The organism is Enterobacter sp. Taxon_8, assembly GCF_058354585.1.
Genome location: NZ_CM177989.1, coordinates 139686 through 164210 on the forward strand (window position 1 = coordinate 139686; position 24525 = coordinate 164210).

Genomic DNA, 24525 nt, shown 5'->3' on the forward strand with positions numbered 1-24525 from the left:
GCAGCATAGCAGAAAAGAGAGGAACTACGCGACGCCGGGCTCCTGCGAGCGGCTGTACAGCATTTTGTAGACGGTTGCCGCGGCGGCCACCAGAGCGGGTATGCTGAGGATCATTAAAATACTGTCCGCCTGCCACTGCATAGAGAGAAGCTGGGCGCTGGTCATAGTTCCCGCCACGCCGCCAAAGCGGCCGATCCCCTGCATCCAGGCGATGCCCGTCGCGCGGCACTCGGTAGGGTAAAAGGTGGCGGCCAGGGTCTGCATGCCCGACTGCGCACCGTTCATCGCGATCCCCATCAGGAAAATCAACCCGCCAAACAGGGCGATATGATTATGCTCCATGCCGAGTAGCAGGATCAGCCCCATCGTCAGGATAAACCCGCCCGCGACCACCTTGTGCGCTTCCCAGCGGTCCATCATCCAGCCCGCGAGCAGGATCCCGGCCGTGCCGCCGAAGGTGAACAGCGAGGTGAGCCAGGCGGACTCCGCCAGGGCATAACCCATTCCCTGCATCAGCGTCGGCATCCAGCTCAGCAGGACGTAGTAAATCACCAGCCCCATAAAATAGGTCACCCACAGCATCAGGGTGCCGGGCAGCCAGGGCATGGAAAACAGCTGCGACACGCTCCCTTTTTTAGACGCGACTTTCTCCTCCGCCAGGAAAAAGCCCGTGACGCTATCCAGCGTGCTGCGGGCGAACCGGCTGGCGATGCGGCGGACCTGCATGACATCTCTTCCGCGCTGCACCAGAAACTTCACCGACTCCGGCAACAGCAGCGCCAGCAGCAGCGTTAAAATCAGCGGTGCAATTGCGCCGGTCAGCAGCACGCTTCGCCAGCCGTGGTGGGGAATCAGCCAGGACGAGATCGCGCCGCCGCCCGCCGCACCCAGAGGGAAGCCGCAGTACATGGTGTTAATCGCCATGGCGCGACAGCGCTGGGGGGCAAACTCGGAGATAAGCGTAATGGCGTTGGGCATCGCAGCACCGAGCCCGAGCCCCGTCAGGAAGCGCCACAGCGTCAGGGTATTCAGACTTTGCGCCCAGGCCGTCCCCAGGCTCGCCAGGCCGAAGAACAGGCACGAAAAGACCAGCACGCGCTTGCGCCCCATCCGGTCCGATACCGGACCGGCGATCAGCGCACCCAGCGACAGCCCCAGCAGCGCCGCGCTCAGCACCGGCCCCAGATCCTGTTTATGGATCCCCCATTCTGCCGACAGCGTAGGGGCGATGTAGCCCATCGCTGCCGTATCAAAGCCATCGATCGCCAGAACCAGAAAGCCCAGCACAATGAGCAGCCAGTGAAATCCTGAAAAGCGACTTTCATCGATCACCTGCTGAATATCCACCTTACCTGAATACGCCATACGCTCCCCTCTGATGTGATGTTGTTTTTGTGTTCTTGTATTTGCTTGTCTATACAATTGCGGACGGCAGGTGGATGTCAAATTTTCTTATCCAATATGTTATCTGGATGTTATTTTCGGCATAAAAAAGCGCCCGAGGGGGAGATCGGACGCATGAGAAAGAGGTGTTAACGAGGGGAAGAATTTAAGCCGCGTTTCCCTGAGCAAGGGGAGCCAGCGCCGCCGGTAATTTGCTTAACTCCTGCACCAGGGAATCTCTGCTGATTTCGCCGATCGTTTTCGCACCGGTGAGCGTCATCGCCACCTTCATCTCTTTTTCGATCAGGTTGAGCAGATTCGCCACGCCTGCCTGACCGGCCGTCGCCAGGGCGTACAGATACGCGCGTCCAAGCAGCACGCTGTCGGCACCCAGCGCAATCATGCGCACCACGTCCAGCCCGTTGCGGATCCCGCTGTCGGCCAGGATGGCAATATCGCCCTTCACCGCATCGGCAATGGCCGGCAGGGCGCGTGCGGAGGAGAGCACCCCGTCAAGCTGGCGTCCCCCATGGTTAGAGACCACAATCCCGTCTGCGCCAAAGCGCACCGCATCGCGGGCATCTTCCGGGTCGAGGATCCCTTTGATCACCATCGGGCCATCCCAGAACTCGCGGATCCACTCCAGGTCTTTCCAGGAGATGGACGGATCGAAGTTATTCGCCAGCCAGCCGATGTAATCCTCCAGCCCGGTGGGTTTACCCAGATACGCCGAGATATTCCCCAGATCGTGTGGACGACCGTTCAGGCCGACGTCCCACGCCCACTGTGGATGCGTTACCGCCTGCCAGTAGCGGCGGAGCGCCGCATTTGGGCCGCTCATGCCGGAGTGCGCATCGCGGTAGCGCGCGCCGGGGGTCGGCATATCAACGGTAAAGACCAGCGTGGAGCAGCCCGCCGCTTTGGCGCGCTCGAGCGCGTTACGCATAAAGCCGCGATCGCGCAGGACGTACAGCTGGAACCACATCGGGCGCTTGATGGTTGGGGCGACCTCTTCAATCGGACAAACCGAGACGGTAGAGAGGGTAAACGGAATACCTTTGGCATCCGCTGCAGCGGCGGCCTGCACTTCGCCACGGCGGGCATACATACCGCACAGGCCTACGGGCGCGAGCGCGACGGGCATGGAAAGCGTTTCGTTAAACAGTTTCGTCTCAAGGCTCAGGTCAGACATATTCTTCAGCACGCGCTGGCGCAGCGCCACCTCCGACAGGTCTTCCACGTTGCGGCGCAGGGTGTATTCGGCATACGCCCCGCCGTCAATGTAGTGGAACAGGAACGGGGGCAAAATGCGCTGCGCCGCGGCGCGATAGTCACTGGCTGCTGAAATAATCATGCTTTGTTCTCCCTGGAAATATCACTGTCGCCTGGCAGACGGGTAATACGCGCCTGTCGGGCCTGGTCTTCATCGAATCGTTTGATGGTGGTATGCACGAAGCCCAGATGCGCCATCATCGCTTTGCGCGCGGCCTCGGCATCACCGGCAAGAATGGCGTTGAGCACCGCCTCGTGCTGTTCGGTCAGCTGGGCAAACACCGGCGGAACCAGATACATGCGCTGGCGGCTCTGCTTCACGGAGGATTGCAGCAGGTCGAAGAACCCGCGCATGGTCTGGAGCAGCACCACATTGTGCGACGCCTCGGCAATCGCCAGGTGAAAACGGACGTCCGCCTGGGAGGCGATATCCGGGTCGCTGCTTTGCGTGGCTTCAAAGCAGGCGATGAGTTTCTCTTTGTCGGCGTCGGTTGCCCGCATGGCCGCGTGCCAGGCGGTACTGGTTTCGATGGCGTGACGCGCTTCAAGGATGTCGAAGCTGTAGTCCGGGTCGTTCTCCATCAGCGTTTTCAGGGGCTGCACGATGTTTTGCTCGGACCAGTCGTCATGCTGCCAGCGCACAAAGGTGCCGCCGCCGCGACGGCTCACCAGCACGCCTTCGCTGACCAGCGTCGCCAGCGCTTCGCGCAGAGAATTGCGCGACACGCCAAGCTGGGCGGCGAGCTGGCGTTCGGCGGGCAACTTCATGCCCGCTTCCAGCTGCTGTTCTTCAATCAGCGCCCGCACGCGAGAGGCAATCTCGTCGGACAGGCGTCTGGGCATCACTATCATGGGATCATCCAGGTTAAGACATAGGCCTGCAGGGTGGTGATCACCCCGACCATGCAGGTAAATATCAGGCTGTGTTTCACGGTAAAGCGGAACAGATCCGACTCTTTACCGACCAGTCCCACCGCCGCACAGGCAATGGCAATGGACTGAGGGGAGATCATTTTCCCGGTCACGCCGCCCGTCGTGTTCGCGGCCACCAGCAGGACGTCCGACACGCCAATCTGCTGGGCCGCCGTTGCCTGCAGTGCGGCAAACAGGGCGTTAGACGAGGTATCGGAACCGGTCAGGAACACCCCCAGCCAGCCGAGGAACGGCGAGAAGAAGGTGAAGGCGTGGCTGGTATGGGCCAGCGCCAGTGCCAGCGTTGATGACAGGCCGGAGTAGTTCGAGATAAACGCGAACGCCAGCACCATGCCGATGGAGTAAATCGGCAGCATCAGCTCTTTTACGGTCGCCGCAAAGGTCTGTACCGCAGCCGCAGGCTTCATGCGCAGCCACACCACGGAAAGAATAGCGGCAAACAGGATGGCGGTCCCGGTGGCGGAGAACCAGTCGAATTTATAGACCGCGGCATACGGCGTGGCGGCGTGCACTACCGGCGGCATACGGGCGACCATCTTGTCGAGGAACGGCACGGAGATATTAATCACCATGTCGTACAGCGCGCCGCCAGGGGCGAACAGGGCTTTAAACGGCGGGATGCTCCACAGCGTGACCGTGGCGGTCAGGAACAGGAACGGTGACCAGGCGCGGATCACCTGTCCTGCGGTGTAGCCGGTGCGGGCCAGCGTTTGATCGACCTGCGAGGCGCCCATGTCGGCGAAGCGGAAAATACGGACCGGCCGCCAGCGTTTCAGGAACAGCGTCAGGCAGACCAGAGAAACCAGCGAAGAGATGATGTCCGGCAGCTCCGGGCCAAGGAAGTTCGAGCTGAGGTACTGGGCGATAGCGAACGAACCGCCCGCCACCATCACCGCAGGCCAGGTCTCCTTCACGCCGCGCCAGCCGTCCATAATCGCCATGATCCAGAACAGGACGATAATGGTCAGGAACGGCAGCTGGCGGCCAACCATCTGGCCGATCTCGAAGCTGTCCAGCCCGGTGACCTGCCCGGCCACCAGAATCGGAATACCCATCGCGCCAAACGCAACCGGTGCGGTGTTCACAATCAGGCACAGGCCCGCGGCATAGAGCGGGTTAAAGCCCAGACCCACCAGCAGCGCGGCGGTAATCGCCACCGGAGCGCCAAAACCTGCCGCGCCTTCCAGAAACGCCCCGAAGGAGAATCCAACAATCAGCATCTGCAGGCGCTGGTCCGGCGTGATGGAGAGAATCGACGAGCGGATAATGTCGAACTGCCCGGTTTTCACCGAGATTTTATAGACAAAGACCGCCGCGATGATGATCCACGCAATCGGCCACAGGCCGTAGAAGAAACCGTAGACGACGGAGGCCAGCGCGCGATCGACCGGCATTTTGTAGAAGAACAACGCCACCATCAGGGCGATGGCAACGGTATACGTCGCGGCGAGGTAGCCCTTCAGCTTTAGCTTAATCAGCGCAAAGAAGAAGAACAGGATCGGAAGCGATGCGATCAGGCTCGACAGCCAGATATTTCCAGCCGGGTCGTAGTTTTGTTGCCAGAGGCTCATGCAGGTCTCCTGGGGACCAGACAGCCTGCGCTGCGGGTGAGTCTCCGCTCAACTCTGCGTCACAGGTTGTGTAAAAGTGGTCCTGCCAATGTTGTGTTTTAGGGTTAATGACAATGAATGGTTAACCAGATGTTATGAGCTAGCAATGGTTTTGTGAGCGGAAATAATGGAATTGTGAACCGGGGAAGGATTGATTGCGCTATTGGTTGGACCAATTCACGCGAAGGGGAAAAGAGTAGGCCGGGTAAGCGCAGCGCCACCCGGCATGAAATCAGAACGCGGTCTTACAAAAGCCCGTCATCTCTTTCAGGCCCATTTCGCGGCCAAGCTCGGTCATCGGGTGTACCACCACCAGACCGCGGACGCTTTTCTTCAGCTTGCCCATGTCGGCCTGTTCTTTTTTGGTGATGGCGCGGCGGTGCGGCATGTTCATCAGCTTCTGCGCTTCTTTGCTCAGCTTCTGGCCTTTGACTTCGCGCAGGCGCTCGATTTCCGCTTCCAGCTTCGCGGTCTCTTTCTCAAGCTCGGCGTATTTCTCGGCGGAATCGACCAGCGACAGGCCAGCCATCTGGTGGCGGATCAGATCCAGGCGGTCGCTCAGGCGTTTAATTTCGTTCTTTTCGACTTCTTTCATAACAAATGACTCTGAAAACGGGGAATTTACAGGGAAGGATACACCAATGTGAGCAGGCTTACTTCTGAAACGCTTTTTTTAAGCTGATTCGGGAAATCAGCTCAGTCAGGGAGAGAACCATCGTGGAACGGACAACCTGTTGATAACGCAGCTTTTGCATCGCGTAAAGCTCAGGGTCGCTGTTATCAAAATGGGGAGCAGGGGGCAGCGCAGTAACGCAGTGCAGCTCGCCGAAGGGCCCCAGAATCTCATCGTCGGTAAAGGTATACTCGTTACCGTCATGATTGAGCTCTTCGCGCAGCGCCATTAGCAGCTCCGCATCTTCATACTCTTGTCGGTTGAGCACGCCAAGACCATAAATCAGCTTCAGACGCACGGATAGATCGCCCAGCGGTCCGTCTCCGTCCAGTAACGGTTCTACAGCATATTTTACCGCGTAGTCGTCTTTGCGAAACACCTGAAGCACCAGGATATTCACCGCCTCGGTTAACAGCTCGACGGCGGCAATCAGGAAACTTCGTACGGTTTTGCCAGCATTCAGACGCTCAAGCACACGATTTTCAAAGGCCTGGGTTTGTTCCATTATTGCCTGCATATCTGACAATCTGTAATCAGGGCGCAGGATTACCTGCGCCGCATTCTGCATCATTTGGTTGCGTTGTATGCGTTGACCGCCTCCGCAACCACGTCGCTGTTGGCGTCCAGACCGGAGATCTGCGCCAGCGCAGCCTGCGCGCCTTTATCATCAATCAGCTGAGCCAGCTCAATCGCCTGTGGGTCCTGCTCGCTGCGGTAGTGCATCGCTGCGGCAATCCCTTTCACCAGGTTGGCATGCGGCAGGCCGTATTCCAGCGTGCCCAGCAGCGGCTTAATCAGGCGATCGCCCGCGCTTAGCTTGCGCAGCGGCTGGCGGCCCACGCGCTCAACGTCATCTTTCAGATACGGGTTTTCAAAGCGACCGAGGATTTTCTGGATGTATGCTGCGTGTTTCTCAGCATCAAAACCGTAGCGTTTGATCAGCACCGCGCCGCTCTCTTCCATTGCCCCTTTTACCACCGCGCGGATCTTCTCATCGAGGATCGCGTCACGAATGGTCTGATGACCGGCCAATTTTCCGAGGTACGCGGTTATAGCATGCCCGGTGTTCAGCGTGAAGAGCTTGCGTTCGACAAATGCCATCAGGTTATCGGTTAATTCCATTCCCGGAATGGTCGGCAGCGCGCCTTTAAACTGGGTTTTATCGACGATCCACTCGCTGAAGGTTTCTACGGTCACTTCCAGCGGGTCGTTGGTCGCGGATTCGGAAGGCGGAACGATGCGATCCACGGCGGAATCCACAAAACCCACGTGCGCTTCAACCCAGGCTTTGTCTTCGTCTGCCACCGCGTTAAGAACGTGGCCTTTCAGCTGCGTAGTGCCGCGCACCATGTTTTCACAGGCGATGATGTTCAGCGGGGTGTCGATGCCCTGCGCTTTACGTTTTGCCAGGCCTTTTGCAACCGCAGGGGCGATTCGCTCAAGGACGACCGGACCCACGGCGGTGGTGACCAGATCGACGCTGGCGATCAGGTCAATAACGTCTTCACCGATGCTGCTGACCGCGTTGACGCCAGATACTGTCTCAACCTGCTCGTTTTCGCCCACCACATGGACCTGATAGCTATGACGGGCATTCAGGGCATCCAGGACGACCTGATTCACATCGGCGAATGTCAGGGTAATGCCCGCGTCTGCCAGCAGTTTACCGATAAAACCACGACCGATATTACCTGCGCCAAAATGTAATGCTTTCATAGTGTTAACCTTCATCAATGTTTTTACCCGAGAGGGCTGGGGTGAGGAACGTTTATCCCCTCACCCTAGCCCTCTCCCCGGAGGGAGAGGGAAGAGAACTTATTTGTTCAGCAGAGCCAGCACTTCTTCCACGCTGGTGGTATTGGCCAGACGCTCAATGACGGACTCATCGTCCAGCGCGTTGGTCAGGCTGGTAATCACCTGAATGTGCTCGTTGTTGCGAGCGGCGATACCAATTACCAGACGGGCGATGTCGTCTTCTTCTTCACCGAAGCGCACGCCCTGCGGATACTGACAGAATACGACGCCGGTTTTCAGGACGCGATCTTTCGCTTCAACCGTTCCGTGCGGCACCGCGATGGATTCGCCCAGGTAGGTTGGCGTCAGTTTTTCACGTTCCAGCATCGCGTCGACATATTCAGGCTGAACGTAGCCGCCTTTCACCAGCTGCTCACCGGCAAAGCGAATCGCGTCTTCTTTGGTGGCCGCGGTACGACCGAGGAAGATGTTTTCCGCACCCAGCTTAAACAGGTGTGCATTGCTCTCGTCAAAGCTGTCCTGCAGGCTGGAGCGCACTTTCACTTCGTTGTCTTCGTGACGCTGCGCGGCCACCAGACGTTCGGTCAGGCTGGTGTACAGGCCGCTGTCGAGGAAGTTGGTCAGCGAAATGTGCTGTGCCTGCGGCACCTGGCGCATGGCGCGTTCGGTCAGATCGCGGTGCGTGATGACCAGGTCAACATCCGGCGGCAGGCTGTTAATGGCGCTGTTGGTCACGGAGATGTTGGTCAGGCCCGCATCCTGCACTTTCTTACGCAGCACGCCTGCACCCATCGCGCTGGAACCCATACCGGCGTCGCAGGCAACGATGATTTTACGCACGTGGCTCAGGTCGTTAGAGACATCACCGGCTGCCAGTGGCGTCGCGCCTTTGGATTCGGCTTTCATGTCGTGCATACGACGGGTTGCGGCTTCGATGTCATCATCTTCTTTCACTTTGCTGGTTTTCAGCAGGATAGAAGAGACCACGAAGGAGACGGCCATTGCCGCAAAGATAGCTGCGAGGTTCGCGAAATAAGCGCCTTTTGGCGTCATCGCCAGTACCGCCAGGATAGAACCCGGAGAAGCTGGAGAAACCAGACCGCCGCCCAGCACGCTCAGGGTGAACACGCCGGTCATACCGCCGAGGATAACGGCCAGGATCAGACGTGGGTTCATCAGCACGTACGGGAAGTAAATTTCGTGGATACCGCCCAGGAAGTGGATGATCGCCGCACCGCCAGCAGACTGTTTTGCGCTACCACGGCCGAAGAAGATGTACGCCAGCAGAACGCCCATACCCGGACCCGGGTTGGCTTCAATCAGGAAGAAGATAGACTTGCCGAGATCGTGAGACTGCTGAATACCCAGCGGCGAGAAGATACCGTGGTTGATGGCGTTGTTAAGGAACAGGATTTTCGCCGGTTCAACGAAGATAGACGCCAGCGGCAGCATTTCGTGCGCCACCATGAAGTTAACGCCTGCCGCGAGAATTTTAGACAGCACTTCAACCGCAGGGCCAATGCCGAGGAACGCCAGAATGGCGAGGATCATCCCGATGATGCCCGCAGAGAAGTTGTTCACCAGCATTTCGAAGCCGGATTTGATCTTACCATCAACCCAGACGTCGAATTTCTTAATCGCCCAGCCGCCCAGAGGGCCGGCAATCATCGCACCGAGGAACATCGGCATATCCGCACCGACGATAACACCCATGGTTGTGATGGCACCCACTACGCCACCACGATCACCGCCCACCAGACGACCCCCGGTGAAACCGATGAGCAGCGGCAGGAGATAGGTAATCATTGGGCCAACAAGTTTCGCCAGCGTTTCGTTAGGCAACCACCCTGTCGGAATGAACAATGCGGTGATGATACCCCACGCGATAAACGCGCCGATATTTGGCATCACCATGTTGCTGAGGAAACGACCAAAGCTTTGAACTTTGATCTTGAAATCGGATGACATAAAACACCCCTTCTTCTGTTTACGCTAAGGCTTATGGCCCGAGGTTTATTGTTAATGAGGCGGCAGAGGTAGCCGGGCCCTGTTCTGATGCTGTGAAATCTGGCACTGAATCGTTCAACTGTCCAGACAGTGAAAATTTATGTGATTCATGTCACGTAAATGTGGGGGGTGAGGATATCTATGAGGTGATCTGAATCACAAAAACGATGGGCAAAAAAAATACGATGGCGAGAAAAAAAGCAAAACACACCCTTTTGTGTGATTGTTGTCACGTTTTGTTCTGGCGAGTTTGTTTCTGGATTGTGACTGATTTCACAAAATATTTTTATGCAGATTTCTCCGGCTGTGATCGACGGCAAACTCTGCTTCGCGTTTCAGCGCCAGGATGATATGGCACGACACGATAAGCCAAAAAACCACTTTTGATGTGTGGTATGGCGAAAAGTTAAAAGGTGGATTACGCTCATATTGTAAGGTTAAGTCTATTATTATTCAGGATATATTTTGACACGCTTATAAACTTGCATGGAGATATTATAAAAACCCATACTCCCCTGCTCGGAAATAATAAGCACAACCCCGTGTTTATAAAAAATTAATTAGGTTGCGTACCGTTTTATTAATTTAATGAGTTGACGTTGTTTAAGTGAGGAGAATATGTTTCTCAACTATTTTGCGCTGGGCGTATTGATTTTTGTATTTCTGGTTCTCTTTTATGGAATCATCGCCATCCATGATATTCCTTATAATATGGCTAAAAAGCGTAACCATCCGCATGCCGATGCCATTCATACGGCTGGTTGGATTAGCCTGTTTACGCTTCATGCCATCTGGCCATTCCTGTGGATTTGGGCCACGCTGTACCGCGAGGATCGCGGCTGGGGCATGCAAAACCACATCACAAAGCCTGATGAGGTTCCGGGCATGGATGCGCTGGCAAAACGCGTGGCCGAATTAGAACAAAAGCTGGCCGCGGTAAAGCCCGCTGCTGATAAGAACACGCTGGAGCGCTAATCATGGATCTGTTGATTATTTTGACCTACGTGGCATTTGCCTGGGCCATCTTTAAAATATTCCGAATTCCGGTCAACCAGTGGACGCTTGCCACCGCAACATTAGGCGGCGTATTTATTGTTGCCGGACTTATTCTGCTAATGAACTATAACCACCCGTATACGTTTACGGCGCAAAAAGCGGTTATTTCTATTCCAATCACGCCGCAGGTGACCGGTGTGGTCAGCGAAGTGACCGATAAAAATAACCAGCTAATTAAAAAAGGCGAAGTGTTATTTAAACTGGATCCAGGCCGCTATCAGGCGCGGGTCGACAGGCTTCAGGCCGACCTGGTGACCGCGACGCACAATATCGATAATCTGAAAGCGCAGCTGGCGGAAGCCGTTGCCAATACCACGCGCGTCTCCGCTGAACGCGATCGCCTCTATAAAGATTTTCAGCGCTACCTGAAAGGCAGCCAGGCGAAGGTGAATCCGTTCTCTGAAAGCGATATCGACAACGCGCGGCAGAACTATCTGGCGCAGGATGCGCTGGTGAAAGGCTCCGTGGCTGAACAGGTGCAGATCCAAAGCCAGTTAGACAGCATGGTGAACGGCGAGCAGTCGCAGATTGCGTCGTTACGCGCCCAGCTTGCCGAAGCCAAATACAACCTGGATCAGACCGTGGTGCGTGCGCCGAGCGATGGTTACATCACCCAGGTGCTGATACGTCCGGGGACCTATGCCGCCGCGCTGCCTCTGCGTCCGGTGATGGTCTTTATCCCTGAACAGAAGCGTCAGATTGTGGCCCAGTTCCGCCAGAACTCGCTGCTGCGTCTGAAGCCGGGCGATGAAGCGGAAGTAGTGTTTAACGCGCTGCCGGGCCAGGTGTTCTCCGGGAAGCTCACCAGTATTCTGCCGGTGGTGCCGGGGGGAACCTATCAGGCGCAGGGCGCGCTGCAGTCGCTGACGGTGGTGCCGGGAACGGACGGTGTTCAGGCACTTATTGAGCTGGAACCCAACGCCGAAGTCGATGCCCTGCCGGACGGTATCTATGCCCAGGTGGCGGTCTATTCGGACCACTTCGCCCACGTCTCGGTCATGCGTAAAGTACTGCTGCGTATGACCAGCTGGATGCACTACCTCTACCTCGATCACTAATCCTTCCAGGGCAGGAATGCGACATGCAGACCTGCCCTTTTTTCATCGCTTGATCCATACTGACTTTTTTCCGGCATCAAGGATCAGGCAATGAAACTCATCGGCAGCTATACCAGTCCCTTCGTGCGAAAAATCTCGATTCTCCTGCTGGAGAAGGGGATTGAATTTGAATTCGTGAATGAACAGCCCTACAACGCGGAAAACGGCGTCGCGCAGTACAACCCGCTGGGAAAAGTGCCAGCGCTGGTCACGGACGAGGGCGAATACTGGTTTGATTCCCCGATTATTGCGGAGTATATCGAGCTGCTGGGCGTTGCCCCGGCAATGCTGCCGGCTGACCCAAAAGCGGCGCTGGCGGTGAAGCAAATTGAAGCCCTGGCCGATGGCATTATGGATGCGGCGTTAACCTCCGTGCGTGAACAGGCCAGGCCCGTTGCCCAGCAGTCGGAAACGGAACTGTTACGCCAGCGGGAAAAAATCAGCCGCAGCCTGGACAGGTGCGAACAGCTTATCCGGGAGGGAAAGATCGACACCGACAGCCTGAACCTGGCAACTATCGCCATCGCCTGCGCCATCGGCTATCTCAACTTCCGCCGGGTTTCCCCTGGCTGGTGCGTCGACCGTCCGCTGCTGGTGAAGCTTGCAGACACGCTTTTTAGCCGCGAGAGCTTTGCCCGTACCGAACCGCCAAAGGCTTGACGCGGGTTATAACACTTCGGCGTCGGAGGCGGTACAATCCCTCTACATGTTAACTCCCTCTCCCGTCGGGAGGGGGGAAGATATTTACTCGCCAGGCGCTTTCATGACTACTCATCGTTCGCTGTACAGCCAGATCCCCGCTACCGACCGTCTCCTACGCGAGCCCCGCATTTATGCTGTTGTTGAGCGCTTCGGCCATACCGCGACGGTGGAAATGTTACGCCTGCTTCAGGACGAAGCCCGCTGCGCGATTCAGGCAGAAAACGCCTTGCCCGACTGGTGCAGTGCGTGGGAGCAGGAAGTTGAACAGCGGCTGGATGAGAAGGCGCAAAGCGCGTTACGCCCGGTGATTAACCTGACCGGTACCGTACTGCATACCAACCTCGGGCGAGCCCAGCAGGCGGAAGAGGCCGTTGCCGCCGTCGTGCAGGCCATGCAAGCGCCTGTAACGCTGGAGTACGATCTGGACGGCGCCGGACGCGGGCATCGCGACCACGCGCTGGCGGAGCTGCTGTGCCAGCTGACCGGCGCGGAAGATGCCTGCATTGTGAATAACAACGCCGCAGCGGTGCTGCTGATGCTGGCGTCCACCGCCAGCGGCAAAGAGGTAGTGGTGTCCCGCGGCGAGCTGGTGGAGATTGGCGGGGCATTTCGTATTCCGGACGTGATGCGCCAGGCGGGCTGTACGCTGCATGAAGTGGGCACCACCAACCGTACCCATGCGAAAGACTATCGCGCGGCAGTGAATGAAAATACTGCCCTGCTGATGAAGGTCCACACCAGCAATTATCATATTGAAGGCTTCACCAAAACGGTTGAAGAGGCGGAGCTGGCGGCGATTGGGCGCGAACTGAACATACCGGTGATTGCCGATCTCGGCAGCGGCTCGCTGGTGGATCTGAGCCTGTACGGGCTGCCAAAAGAGCCGATGCCGCAGGAGATGATTGCGGCGGGCGTTAGCCTGGTCAGCTTTTCCGGCGACAAACTGCTGGGCGGGCCGCAGGCCGGGATTATCGTCGGCAAGCGCGAGCTGATTGCGCAGCTGCAGCAGCATCCGCTCAAGCGCGCCCTGCGCGCCGATAAAATGACGCTTGCCGCCCTGGACGCTACGCTGCGGCTCTATCTCCACCCGGAGAAACTGGCCGACCGCCTGCCCACGCTGCGACTGTTAAGCCGCGATGCCGCCTCGATTCGCGCCCAGGCTGAACTTCTGCTGCCGCGCGTCGCCGCGCACTACCCCGATTTTGACGTTCGCATTGAGCCCTGCCAGTCGCAGATTGGCAGCGGTTCGCTGCCGGTGGACAGGCTGCCGAGTGAAGCGCTGACGTTCACGCCGCGTGACGGGCGCGGCGGCCATCTGGAAGCCCTGTCGTCGCGCTGGCGCGGTCTCTCGACGCCGGTTATCGGGCGGATTTACGATGGCCGAATGTGGCTGGATTTGCGCTGCCTTGAAGATGAAGAGCGATTTCTGGAGATGTTGTTGAAATGATTATTGCCACCGCCGGTCACGTTGACCACGGAAAAACCACGTTACTGCAGGCCATTACCGGCGTAAACGCCGACCGCCTGCCGGAAGAGAAAAAGCGCGGCATGACCATCGATCTGGGCTATGCCTACTGGCCCCAGCCTGATGGCCGCGTGCTGGGCTTTATTGATGTGCCGGGGCATGAAAAGTTTCTGTCCAACATGCTGGCGGGCGTGGGCGGCATCGATCATGCCCTGCTGGTGGTGGCCTGCGATGACGGCGTGATGGCGCAAACCCGCGAGCACCTGGCGATCCTCCAGCTGACCGGTAACCCGCAGCTGACCGTGGCGCTGACCAAAGCCGATCGCGTGGATGACGCACGCGTCAGCGAGGTGCGCGAAACGGTACAGGCGACCTTGCGGGAGTATGGTTTTGCCGACGCGTCGCTATTTGTCACCGTGGCGACGGAAGGGCGCGGTATCGACGAACTTCGCCACCACTTACAGCAGCTTTCATCACGCGACCACGCCAGCCATCATCGTTTCCGCCTGGCCATTGATCGGGCGTTTACCGTAAAAGGTGCGGGGCTTGTGGTGACTGGTACGGCGCTGAGCGGCGAAGTGAACGTCGGTGATACGCTCTGGCTGACGGGCGTGAACAAACCGATGCGCGTGCGCGGGCTGCACGCACAAAACCAGCCCGCAGACCGCGCCCACGCCGGGCAGCGGATCGCGCTGAACATTGCCGGGGATGCGGAAAAAGAGCAGCTTAATCGCGGCGACTGGCTGCTGGCCGATGCCCCACCTGAACCGTCTGAACGCGTCATCGTCTCCCTGCAGGCAAACGTGCCCCTGACCCAATGGCAGCCGCTGCATATTCACCACGCGGCCAGCCATATCACCGGGCGCGTGTCGCTGCTGGAAAACGATCTCGCCGAGCTGGTATTCGATTCACCGCTCTGGCTGGCAGACAACGATCGTCTGGTTCTGCGTGACATTTCTGCAAGGGAAACGCTGGCCGGGGCGCGCGTGGTGGCGCTTAACCCACCCCGACGCGGCAAGCGTAAACCTGAATATCTGCAGTGGCTGGCCGCGCTGGCGCAGGCCAGAGAGGATAACGCCGCGCTGCGGGTACACCTCGATCGCGGTGCGGTGAGCCTGCGTGATTTTGCATGGGCACGCCAGCTGAGCGGGGAAGGCTTACGGCAGCTGACCCAGGAGCCGGGCTTCATTCAGGCTGGCGACAGCCTGCTCAATGCCCCGGTTGCTGCGCAATGGCAGCGTAAGATACTGAACACGCTTGCGACTTACCACGAACAGCATCAGGACGAGCCTGGCCCGGGCCGTGAGCGTCTGCGGCGCATGGCGCTGCCGATGGAAGACGATGCGCTGGTGCTGCTGCTGATTGAAAACATGCGCGAAAGCGGGGCGATCAAAAGCCACCACGGCTGGCTGCATCTGCCGGATCACAAGGCCGGTTTCACCGCAGATCAGGAGGCCATATGGCAAAAAGCGGACCCGCTGTTTGGCGATGAGCCGTGGTGGGTTCGCGATCTGGCTCGCGAAACCAACACCGACGAACAGGTGATGCGTCAGGTATTGCGCCATGCGGCGCAGCAGGGGCTGATAGTCGCGATCGTGAAAGATCGTTATTACCGTAACGATCGCATTGTGGCGTTTGCCAACCTGATCCGCGAGCTGGATCAGGCGCGCGGCTCGACCTGCGCAGCGGATTTCCGCGATCGGCTGAACGTGGGGCGCAAGCTGGCGATCCAGATCCTGGAGTATTTCAACCGCATCGGCTTTACCCGCCGTCGCGGTAACGATCATCTGTTGCGCGATTCGTTATTATTTCCTGAAACTCCGTGACCTCCGTCGTAAACGCCGTTACCGGTTGGCGAGAAAATCGCCAGCCGGAACTACCCTTGTTGTACACCAACAGCAAGGAGACGGTCATGACAAACAATCCTCCCTCATCGCGTATCCAGCCCGGCGAGTATGGTTTTCCCCTCAAGCTGAAGCCTCGTTATGACAACTTTATTGGCGGCGACTGGGTAACTCCCGTCGACGGCGAATACTATTCCAACCTGACTCCCGTTACCGGCCAGCCGCTGTGCGAAATTGCCAGCTCCGGCAAGCGTGATATCGACCTGGCGCTGGATGCGGCGCACAAAGCGAAAGAAAAATGGGCTCACACCTCCGTGCAGGACCGGGCGGCGATCCTGTTCAAAATCGCCGACCGGATGGAGCAGAATCTGGAGCTGCTGGCGACGGCGGAAACCTGGGATAACGGCAAGCCGATACGGGAAACGATGGCGGCAGACGTGCCGCTGGCCATTGACCACTTCCGCTATTTTGCTTCCTGCATTCGCGCTCAGGAGGGAGGAATAAGCGAGGTAGACAGCGATACCGTGGCGTATCACTTCCACGAACCGCTGGGCGTCGTCGGGCAAATCATTCCGTGGAACTTCCCGCTGCTGATGGCGAGCTGGAAAATGGCGCCCGCGCTGGCGGCGGGAAACTGCATTGTGCTCAAACCGGCGCGTCTGACTCCGCTCTCAGTGCTGCTGCTGATGGAAATCGTTGGCGATCTTCTGCCGCCGGGCGTGATTAACGTGGTCAACGGTGCGGGCGGGGAGATAGGGGAATATCTGGCCACCTCAAAACGGATCGCCAAAGTGGCGTTTACCGGATCGACGGAGGTAGGCCAGCAGATCATGCAGTACGCCACGCAGAACATCATTCCGGTGACCCTCGAGCTGGGCGGGAAATCCCCGAACATCTTCTTCGCAGACGTAATGGAGGAAGAGGATGCCTTCTTCGATAAAGTACTGGAAGGGTTTGCGCTGTTTGCGTTTAACCAGGGCGAAGTCTGCACTTGCCCAAGCCGCGCGCTGGTGCAGGAGTCCATCTATGAGCGCTTTATGGAGCGGGCCATTCGCCGCGTCGAGTCTATCCGCAGCGGTAACCCGCTCGATAACGCCACGCAGATGGGGGCGCAGGTCTCGCATGGACAGCTGGAAACTATCCTCAACTACATCGACATCGGCAAGAAAGAGGGGGCGGATATTCTCACCGGCGGGCGTCGTAAGGTACTCGGTGGGGATCTGCAGGACGGGTATTATCTGGAGCCGACGATCCTGTTCGGTCAAAACAACATGCGCGTCTTCCAGGAAGAAATTTTCGGACCGGTACTGGCCGTGACCACCTTCAAAACGATGGAGGAGGCGCTGGAGATTGCCAACGACACGCCGTATGGTCTGGGAGCAGGCGTCTGGAGCCGCAACGGTAATCTGGCCTATAAAATGGGAAGAGGCATTCAGGCCGGGCGCGTCTGGACCAACTGCTACCACGCCTATCCGGCGCACGCGGCATTTGGCGGTTATAAGCAATCGGGCATCGGGCGTGAAACCCACAAGATGATGCTGGAGCATTATCAGCAGACGAAATGTTTGCTGGTCAGCTACTCCGATAAGCCGCTGGGGCTGTTTTAATCACCCAGCTCAGGCCGTCCATGCACGGCCTGAGCAATTTGCTGGCGCAGGCAGTTCAGAACGCCATCCAGTACGTATTGCACGCGCCAGGGCTGGTATTCGCGTTTGCGGAAGATGGCCGTCAGATCGAGCCACCACTCTTCCTGATGCGGGAAGCAGGGGACCAGCATCCCTTGCGTTAATTCTTTTTTCAGACTTTCTTTTGGTGCAAAAACAATCCCAAGATTATTTCTTGCCAGCTCCAGAGCCGTCTGCGTATTGTCGCAAATATAATTACCGGTCACCCGGTAGTCATGCACGTCATCGCTGCCGTGCACTCGGAAACGCCAGATGTTGGCATCATCAACCAGCATGGAGTCAATGAGAATACAGGAGTGATTAATTAAATCTTCCGGTCCCGTTAAGGGGTGTTTATTTAAATACTCCACGGTTGCGAAGGCCGTAACGGAATATTGTGTCAGAACGCTGGCAACCAGACTTTCGTCTTTAGGCTGCGTATAAGTAATTAAAATGTCGCAGTCATCCGGAAAGGAAACGCCTTCTGAAAATTCATTCCGGTCCAGATTGTAGGTTTTCAAAGAGATGCGAATGTCACCGATGTCTTCTATCTGATGGATCACGTGTCGCGCGAGGTAGGTCACGATGCCGGTTGGGGCATAGATCGTCACTTTTCCGCGCTTTTCGTGCTTATAATCCGCAATGAAATTCACAAGCTGGCTGTTCTTATCCAGTGTTGCATTAACGTAAGGGAGCAACGCTTCACCAAACTGGGTCAGGGCAAGCTGGCGCGTGGTGCGCTCAAAAACCTTGAGTCCAACCCGCGTTTCAAAATCAGACAGATATTTACTGACGTTGGCCTGCGCCATGCCCAGCAGGGCGGCGGCATCACCAATGCTGTGGGTGGCTGCAATGACGGAGATAATTTTTAATTCGCGTGGTTTTAGCTGTAATGTACTCATCATGCACACCCATCTATATGATTTTATATATAATATTATATAAACCGCAGCGTTGCATTGGCAATTTTGTAACCATTATTATGCGCCTCGCTTGTTTGGCATTTAAATGGATTACATAGAATGACTATTAAATACAATTTACTCATCGCGGCCACGTTATTTGCATCAACGTCTGCCATGGCTGGTGATTTTTCACTTGGAGCGGGGGCTGTATTTAATGAGTCTCCTTACAAAGGCTATAACGAAAATACTACCGCAGTACCGTTAATTAGCTACGAAGGCGATCGCTTTTATGTTCGCCAGACCACGGGTGGATGGATCTTGTGGAAAGACGCAAAAAATGAACTCAGCCTGACCGCAACGTGGATGCCGCTGCATTTCGATCCTGATGACAACGACGATCATCAGATGAAGCAGCTTGATGAGCGTAAAGCATCTGCGTTCCTCGGTGGGGCGTACTACCGTCACGAAAGCTGGGGGTCGCTGAAAGTGGCCGTTTCTGGCGATGCGATGGATGAAAGCGGCGGCGTGGTGGGCGAGGTATCGTACTTCCGTCCGATCAAAATGGAGCGCCTGACCCTGACACCTTCTGTTGGTGTTTTCTACAGCGACGAAAGCTATAACGACTATTACTACGGCGTATCCGGCAGCGAGTCTCGCCGCTCCGGACTGGATAAATACACCGCTGGCGACAGTTGGACGCCATACGTTGGCCTGGCGGCTAAATATCAGTTAACCCAGAATCTGTACCTCAACGCCAGCGCGGTTTACACCGTGTTGCCTGACGACGTGAAGAACAGCCCGATGATCGACCGCGATGACAGCTTCGCGCTGATGACCGGCCTGACCTGGCGTTTCTGATGCGGTAAAGCCGGGGGGCAGGTTCGCCTTACCCGGCCTACGATCGTGCCTGTCGAGCAGTTCCTGCTGCATATCCGGGATCTGAATCGGCCAGCATATGCCTCTCTACTGCTCCGCAATGGGCAAGATCTACATGGCGTTGAGATCCAACCTTTGACGCGGAACACCATCACTGAACTGAGCGCCATGTATGATGAGCTGGTGTTTGATATCCACGGCCGCGTTCCGTATGCGATCTCAAAAGAGCTGGGTTTTAACGTACGAGAGGCGTAACAGATGAACCGATGTATCATGGCGGATGCGGAAAAATGCATCGGGTGCCGCACCTGTGAAGTGGCCTGTGCGGTTGCGCATCAGGACAACTTCACCGCACAGGCTTTTACCTCTCGCCTGCGGGTGGTGAAGGGGGACGCCTACACTACGGCTGTGGGTTGCCATCAGTGCGAGGACGCCCCCTGTGCCAATGTCTGCCCAACCCATGCCATCAGACGTACGGCAGGCGCCTGGCTTGTTGAGCAGACGCGCTGTATTGGCTGTAAAAGTTGCATGGTCGCCTGTCCGTTTGGGGCGATGCAGGTGCGTCTGGATGGGGGTAAGGCACAAGCGCTGAAATGTGATTTGTGCCTGCATCGCGAAGGCGGACCGGCCTGCGTGGAGGCCTGTCCAACCCACGCGCTGCGCTGTGTTGATCCTGCCAGTCTTCGGGCTGAAAAGCTTACTGCATTTTATTGAAATTCCAGGTAAACGTCAGGCTGTAGCGCCAGTCTCTGTTGCGACTGTCTGTCGGAACATCCCCGACGGGTCTTGCCGCCTCAACCGTGATGCTATAGTGGCGCGTATCGCCTAACATCACGCCGGTTGCCACTGACCCGAGCCGTTGATGGGGCAAACCGGGCGTGTTAAACCAGGTTTGCGCGGTATCGGCCAGGATATAGGGCTGGATGGTGGCAAGCCAGGTGCTCTCTTTTCGCATCTGGATATAGCGCAGTTCTACCTGCCCGCCGTAGCCGTAGTCACCGCTTGCTTCACTGTCCTGATATCCTCGGCCAAAGCGCTGGGCACCGAAGCTAACGCGTTCGGGCTCGGGCAACGTGTTGTTTGACCAGTCCCCCTCCCAGGACGTTGATAGCCGCCATTTATCGGCAAACAGCCAGGCTGCGTCCAGATAGCTTTTCGTGAGTGTAAAATTAATATCGGGCCTGGGGGCCGAGACGATATCGGCACCCATCGCATCAATCCCCTGACGAACGTTGAGTCGGCCGCTGATGCTGGCGGTTGTGAATTGATGTGCACCGTTGATGCCGACTTCCAGGGCGGGATAACGCGCGTGCTGGTTGACGGAGTCAAGGCTATAGGTTTTGCCCTGCAGTCTGGCCTGCAGAGCGTAATCATCCTGGCGGTCGGTGTAATCAAAACCGCTGGTCAGATTAATTTGTGATTTTTGCGTCAGCAGCAGGGGATAGCCAAACGTCACGCCGCCGTTGTATTGCGTTGTTTTTTGCTTCGAATCGACGCTGATATTATTCGGCAAAGAGAGCAGGGGAGAAAAATCTCGCGGCTCTTCATGGTAATAGCTGCCTTTGAGCTGTATCGTCAGCCCTTCATCGTTTAAAAACTGCTGCCAGTTGAGCCCGACATAGTTTTTTCGCGTGTTGCTATCTAACGGCACAAGCGTGGCCACGCCAAGCTGATCGCCATAGCTTGTCATGTTGCTGAGTGTGCCGTTCAGCATCATTAAATCTTGCCCTTTACGGGTATCGATTGTCGAGGCGATATTCCAGCTCCGCTCCTGGTTGCCGGTTATTTGCATCGCCGCCGCGCCATAGATATTGGTTGGCAACTGCGCGTTAGCCGTAACCGGAACGTTCGGGGTGCGCGTCATCAGCTGGCTGTAGCGATCGAACGTATCCTGTGAAAGCGGTTTTTTCGCCATGATTTTTTCGGACAGACGTTTAAGACGTTCAGCGATGTGGGGGTTATTACTGGTGATGTCGCTATGAGCGACATAGCCTTCAACCAGAACAATTTTAATATTGCCCTGCTGGAAATTATTATCGGGCAGCCAGGCATAAGAGAGCGGAAAACCGTCAGCCTTGTAGCGCGCCGTAATATCGTTTACCAGCCCCGTGAGCGTTTTTAGCGGCACGGTTTTTCCGGCGTAAGGTCTGAAGGGCTGAAGTAATTCCTTCAAGGAATAACGCGTGCCGCCAATAAACTGAATGTGATTAATGGTAATGGGCGTTTCAGGCGTCAGCGTTGACTTCGGTTTTTCTATTTTGACGGTCGGCTGTTGAACGGCTTCAGTCTGTTCGGGGGCAACGTTACGAGAAACTTGTGCCGGGTTATCGGGGTTAATAATAGAGGGCAGAGTATCGGCGCGGGCCATGCTCAGCACAACCAGCCCCGTCAGCGAAAAAAGGAAGTGGTGTTTCATCGCGCAATCCCTGTTCGTCATCCCCGGTTGGGGTAAGTGTCGCTGAATAAAGCGCCCCTGAACCAGGGGCGCAGACAGGCAATAAAAGGATTACTGTTTTGACGTCAGTAGACTCGTGGTTAACGTGTTGAGCCCATTAATCGGGTTTGTCGTAGATGTATTTTGGGTTGTGCCTGCATTGGCCGTTACACCCGCCGTCAGCGTATTGAGGGTGGTATTGACCGTTGTGCTCAGGCTATTGTTTGTGGCTGTCACATTGGCATCGGCCGTCAGAGATCCTGTGCCGCTGCCTCCGGTGGTTGATGTGGGTTTCACTAGCGTACCGCTATCCGTGACCGTCTGGCCGACATTTTGAACGACCTGACCGACACCGCTAAGCCCGCTATTGCTGCTGCTAATGTTGGTCCCTACGCCGCTGACGGTGCCACCCACCTGGGTCAGCAGACCGTTGACCGGTGTGCCGAGACCCGTTGTGGTGCCTACGGTTTGCGTCACGCCTTGTACTCCGCCCAGCGTCTTGTTAGCCAGGGTCGTGGTATCGGTTGTTACCTGAGTGACTGCAGGGCTGCTTACCGTGTTGGTGAGACCCGTGCCGGTGTTACTGACCAGTTGCCCGGAACTGTTTACCACGCTGCCCGTCAGGCCCGTTACGCCGCTGACCGGTGTTCCGGAAGTGGAACTCGCCAGACCCGTGCCTACCGTTGAAACGGTATTGCCGAGGGAGGTGACCGACGTGGTCACGCCTTTAACCGTTGTACCCACACCGTTCGGGTTGTTTGGATCGCCAACGCCAGTCGTGACGCCTGTCCCCACGGTGGACACGGCACTGCCAACACCGCTGACGGTGGTTGAAACGGTTGACGTGACGGGATTATTTGTTTGAAGCTGGCTTCCGAGGCCATCCACAGTGGATCCGACGCTGGTCACGGTTTTACCAGCATCACCCAGTATCGTATTTACGCCTGCGGTAGTTGTTCCTCCACTGCCCCCTGAGCCTGAGCCTGAGCCTGAGCCTGAGCCCGATCCTGAACCAGAACCCGTTCCGTCACCAGCGCCTGTCCCGGTACCTGAACCCGTTCCGGTGCCCGATCCGTTGCTGCCCGAACCGCCATTGCTCGCGGTTGTGCCACTTCCATCATCTGAGCCGCTGCTGCTTCCCGTTGCAGGGTTATTTTTGGCTGTTGAGTGAGATCCCCCACCGCTTCCACTACAGGCAGAAAGAGAGAACGCGAGCAGTACCGCAACAGCAATAGCGCTGATGCGACTAACATTATTAGGTAGCATATGAATACTCCACGCAAAAGAACGCCGAGCGGCGTATTAGTGAGTATATGCAGTATTTTTAAATATGCATGAAAGTGGCTGAAGAAGGTATTTTTCTTCGGTGTAGGTGGTTATTTAAAATAACAATAAGTTAGGGTGTTTAATCGGTGCTTAATTATTGAGAGAGTAGTTAGTGGGCGTAAATTAAAGGAATATTCCTAAGAAAACTCAATGGGGATGATAAATGAATCGCTACAGGGTATATCCTTATTGTAAGATTCAGATCGCGGAAAAATAAGGCTCTTCATTTGAAGAGCCTAATTATTTAACAATTGCCTTCGAGCCAGGCTTTTTCGATTTCTTCGGCGAGAATTTTAACCCCCGCTTCGATTTTTTCCGGGTCGGGTACGTAGTTCATGCGCATGCACTGATGGGTATGGGGCCATGGCTTATCCAGTCCCGGGAAGAAATAATCGCCCGGAACCATCAGCACGCCGCGCTTTTTAAGGCGCTGGTAGAGCAGTTCAGTAGTGATAGGCAAATCCTTAAACCACAGCCACAGGAAAATCGCTCCTTCAGGCTTGTGGATCAGGCAGCGTTCTTCCGACAAATAGCGGCGAATTGTCGCGATTGTTTCCTGAACGCGCTGGTAATAGAAAGGCTTAATCACGTCATTCGACAGACGCAGCAGATCCTTGCGTTTGATCATCTCGCACATCATCGCCGGGCCAATGCCGCCCGGTGAAAGGCTGATAATACCGTTCATATTGGTAATGGCGGTGATGATTTTCTCATTGGCGATGATGATGCCGCAGCGGCTGCCCGGCAGGCCCAGCTTAGAGAGGCTCATGCACAGGACAATGTTCGGGTTCCACAGCGGACGTGCTTCGCTGAAGATAATGCCCGGGAACGGTACGCCGTAGGCGTTATCGATTACCAGCGGAATGCCGTGCTGATTTGCCAGTGCATCCAGCTTCATCAGTTCGTCATCGGTGATCACATTGCCCGTTGGGTTAGTCGGGCGCGATACGCAGATCATGCCCGTCTCTTCACCAATATGCAGGTGTTCAAAATCGACGTGATATTTGAACTGGCCTTCCGGCAGCAGCTCGATGTTCGGGCGCGCGGAGACGAACAGATCCTCTTCCAGGCCGGAATCGGCATAGCCGATATACTCCGGCGCCAGCGGGAACAGCACTTTTTTGGTGGTGCCGTCGGCGCGACGCCCTGCGAACAGGTTAAACAAGTAGAAAAATGCGCTCTGGCTGCCGTTTGTTAGTGCAATATTCTGTGGTTCGATATCCCAGCCCAGCTCGTCACGCAGCATTTCGGCGAGGAGTGCCAGCAGTTCGGTTTTACCTTGCGGGCCGTCGTAATTGCAAAGCGCATCGGTTGCTTTGCCGCTTTCCAGCATCTGAGCGAGCAGCGTCTGGAAATAGGTCGTCATCTCCGGAATTTGAGCCGGGTTTCCGCCGCCGAGCATGATTGCGCCCGGTGTGCGCAGCCCGTCGTTGAGGTCCTCCATCAGGCGAGTAATGCCTGAATGGCGGGTAAATTTGTCGCCGAAAAGTGAAAACGTCATAGCAGGTGATCTGTCGAGCTTA

Annotated in this window: 21 protein-coding genes and 1 pseudogene; 9 read left to right on the forward strand and 13 right to left on the reverse strand. The window is 56.5% G+C overall.

The genetic code is table 11. The features are described from left to right. Window positions 1-24: 24 nt before the first annotated feature. From AC4IBF_RS00660 to AC4IBF_RS00695, 8 genes are all read right to left on the reverse strand, one after another. Complete coding sequence (locus tag AC4IBF_RS00660) at window positions 25-1365, reverse strand: MFS transporter (protein WP_133293525.1); 1341 nt, start codon at window positions 1363-1365, stop codon at window positions 25-27. 184 nt (window positions 1366-1549) lie between these two features. Next, window positions 1550-2737, reverse strand: a complete 1188-nt coding sequence (gene lldD, locus AC4IBF_RS00665) for a quinone-dependent L-lactate dehydrogenase (RefSeq protein WP_023309918.1) — start codon at window positions 2735-2737, stop codon at window positions 1550-1552. Then, window positions 2734-3507 (reverse strand): transcriptional regulator LldR, encoded by a 774-nt coding sequence (lldR, locus tag AC4IBF_RS00670; protein WP_023294814.1) that lies wholly within the window; start codon window positions 3505-3507, stop codon window positions 2734-2736. The genes lldD and lldR overlap by 4 nt, the downstream gene beginning before the upstream one ends. Then, on the reverse strand, window positions 3504-5159 hold the full coding sequence (lldP, locus tag AC4IBF_RS00675) for an L-lactate permease (protein WP_491463105.1): 1656 nt from the start codon (window positions 5157-5159) through the stop codon (window positions 3504-3506). The genes lldR and lldP overlap by 4 nt, the downstream gene beginning before the upstream one ends. Window positions 5160-5430: 271 nt before the next feature. Continuing rightward, entirely contained in the window at window positions 5431-5793 is a 363-nt protein-coding gene (locus tag AC4IBF_RS00680; protein WP_008502724.1) for a YibL family ribosome-associated protein, read from the reverse strand. A 58-nt stretch (window positions 5794-5851) separates the two neighbouring features. Then, window positions 5852-6442, reverse strand: a complete 591-nt coding sequence (gene mtlR, locus AC4IBF_RS00685; protein WP_115876689.1) for a mannitol operon repressor MtlR — start codon at window positions 6440-6442, stop codon at window positions 5852-5854. Continuing rightward, entirely contained in the window at window positions 6439-7587 is a 1149-nt protein-coding gene (gene mtlD, locus AC4IBF_RS00690) for a mannitol-1-phosphate 5-dehydrogenase (RefSeq protein WP_127729151.1), read from the reverse strand. Before mtlD ends, mtlR begins: the two co-directional genes overlap by 4 nt. A gap of 99 nt (window positions 7588-7686) precedes the next feature. Next, window positions 7687-9594 carry a PTS mannitol transporter subunit IICBA gene (locus AC4IBF_RS00695; protein WP_045337118.1) on the reverse strand — a complete coding sequence of 636 codons (1908 nt, stop codon included), beginning with the start codon at window positions 9592-9594 and terminating at the stop codon, window positions 7687-7689. 657 nt (window positions 9595-10251) lie between these two features. Between AC4IBF_RS00695 and AC4IBF_RS00700 the strand changes: the two genes are divergently transcribed. The 6 genes from AC4IBF_RS00700 (at window position 10252) to aldB (ending at window position 17404) form a co-directional block, all read left to right on the forward strand. Then, complete coding sequence (locus tag AC4IBF_RS00700; RefSeq protein ID WP_024906600.1) at window positions 10252-10608, forward strand: DUF3302 domain-containing protein; 357 nt, start codon at window positions 10252-10254, stop codon at window positions 10606-10608. Window positions 10609-10610: 2 nt separating this feature from the next. Beyond that, window positions 10611-11747: an HlyD family secretion protein gene (locus AC4IBF_RS00705; protein ID WP_491463106.1), complete on the forward strand. Its 1137-nt coding sequence runs from the start codon at window positions 10611-10613 to the stop codon at window positions 11745-11747. Window positions 11748-11837: 90 nt separating this feature from the next. Continuing rightward, a complete protein-coding gene (locus AC4IBF_RS00710; protein WP_133293528.1) occupies window positions 11838-12446 on the forward strand; it encodes a glutathione S-transferase in 609 nt (202 codons plus the stop codon). A gap of 103 nt (window positions 12447-12549) precedes the next feature. Continuing rightward, entirely contained in the window at window positions 12550-13935 is a 1386-nt protein-coding gene (gene selA / locus AC4IBF_RS00715; RefSeq protein ID WP_133293529.1) for an L-seryl-tRNA(Sec) selenium transferase, read from the forward strand. Continuing rightward, window positions 13932-15779 carry a selenocysteine-specific translation elongation factor gene (selB, locus tag AC4IBF_RS00720; RefSeq protein WP_136195902.1) on the forward strand — a complete coding sequence of 616 codons (1848 nt, stop codon included), beginning with the start codon at window positions 13932-13934 and terminating at the stop codon, window positions 15777-15779. Before selA ends, selB begins: the two co-directional genes overlap by 4 nt. 86 nt (window positions 15780-15865) lie before the next feature. Further along, window positions 15866-17404 carry an aldehyde dehydrogenase AldB gene (gene aldB / locus AC4IBF_RS00725; RefSeq protein ID WP_136195903.1) on the forward strand — a complete coding sequence of 513 codons (1539 nt, stop codon included), beginning with the start codon at window positions 15866-15868 and terminating at the stop codon, window positions 17402-17404. Here the strand turns inward: aldB and AC4IBF_RS00730 are convergent. Next, complete coding sequence (locus tag AC4IBF_RS00730) at window positions 17401-18366, reverse strand: LysR family transcriptional regulator (protein WP_325814391.1); 966 nt, start codon at window positions 18364-18366, stop codon at window positions 17401-17403. The genes aldB and AC4IBF_RS00730 overlap by 4 nt on opposite strands. Before the next feature lie 117 nt (window positions 18367-18483). Here AC4IBF_RS00730 and AC4IBF_RS00735 point away from each other — a divergent pair, with 117 nt between their 5' ends. From AC4IBF_RS00735 to AC4IBF_RS00745, 3 genes and pseudogenes are all read left to right on the forward strand, one after another. Next, a complete protein-coding gene (locus AC4IBF_RS00735; RefSeq protein ID WP_133293532.1) occupies window positions 18484-19224 on the forward strand; it encodes a MipA/OmpV family protein in 741 nt (246 codons plus the stop codon). Between the two features lie 85 nt (window positions 19225-19309). Then, window positions 19310-19497, forward strand: a pseudogene (locus tag AC4IBF_RS00740) (IclR family transcriptional regulator domain-containing protein); the annotation flags it as partial. 3 nt (window positions 19498-19500) lie between these two features. Beyond that, window positions 19501-19956 carry a 4Fe-4S dicluster domain-containing protein gene (locus tag AC4IBF_RS00745; protein ID WP_491463107.1) on the forward strand — a complete coding sequence of 152 codons (456 nt, stop codon included), beginning with the start codon at window positions 19501-19503 and terminating at the stop codon, window positions 19954-19956. Here the strand turns inward: AC4IBF_RS00745 and AC4IBF_RS00750 are convergent. The 4 genes from AC4IBF_RS00750 to avtA form a co-directional block, all read right to left on the reverse strand. Next, window positions 19940-21658 carry a ShlB/FhaC/HecB family hemolysin secretion/activation protein gene (locus tag AC4IBF_RS00750; protein WP_491463108.1) on the reverse strand — a complete coding sequence of 573 codons (1719 nt, stop codon included), beginning with the start codon at window positions 21656-21658 and terminating at the stop codon, window positions 19940-19942. The two genes, AC4IBF_RS00745 and AC4IBF_RS00750, sit on opposite strands and share 17 nt — an antisense overlap. A gap of 90 nt (window positions 21659-21748) precedes the next feature. Then, entirely contained in the window at window positions 21749-22585 is an 837-nt protein-coding gene (locus AC4IBF_RS00755) for a collagen-like triple helix repeat-containing protein (RefSeq protein WP_240741466.1), read from the reverse strand. Between the two features lie 29 nt (window positions 22586-22614). Further along, window positions 22615-22929 carry a hypothetical protein gene (locus AC4IBF_RS00760; protein ID WP_491463109.1) on the reverse strand — a complete coding sequence of 105 codons (315 nt, stop codon included), beginning with the start codon at window positions 22927-22929 and terminating at the stop codon, window positions 22615-22617. Between the two features lie 317 nt (window positions 22930-23246). Further along, window positions 23247-24503 (reverse strand): valine--pyruvate transaminase, encoded by a 1257-nt coding sequence (avtA, locus tag AC4IBF_RS00765; protein WP_133293536.1) that lies wholly within the window; start codon window positions 24501-24503, stop codon window positions 23247-23249. Window positions 24504-24525 lie beyond the last annotated feature (22 nt).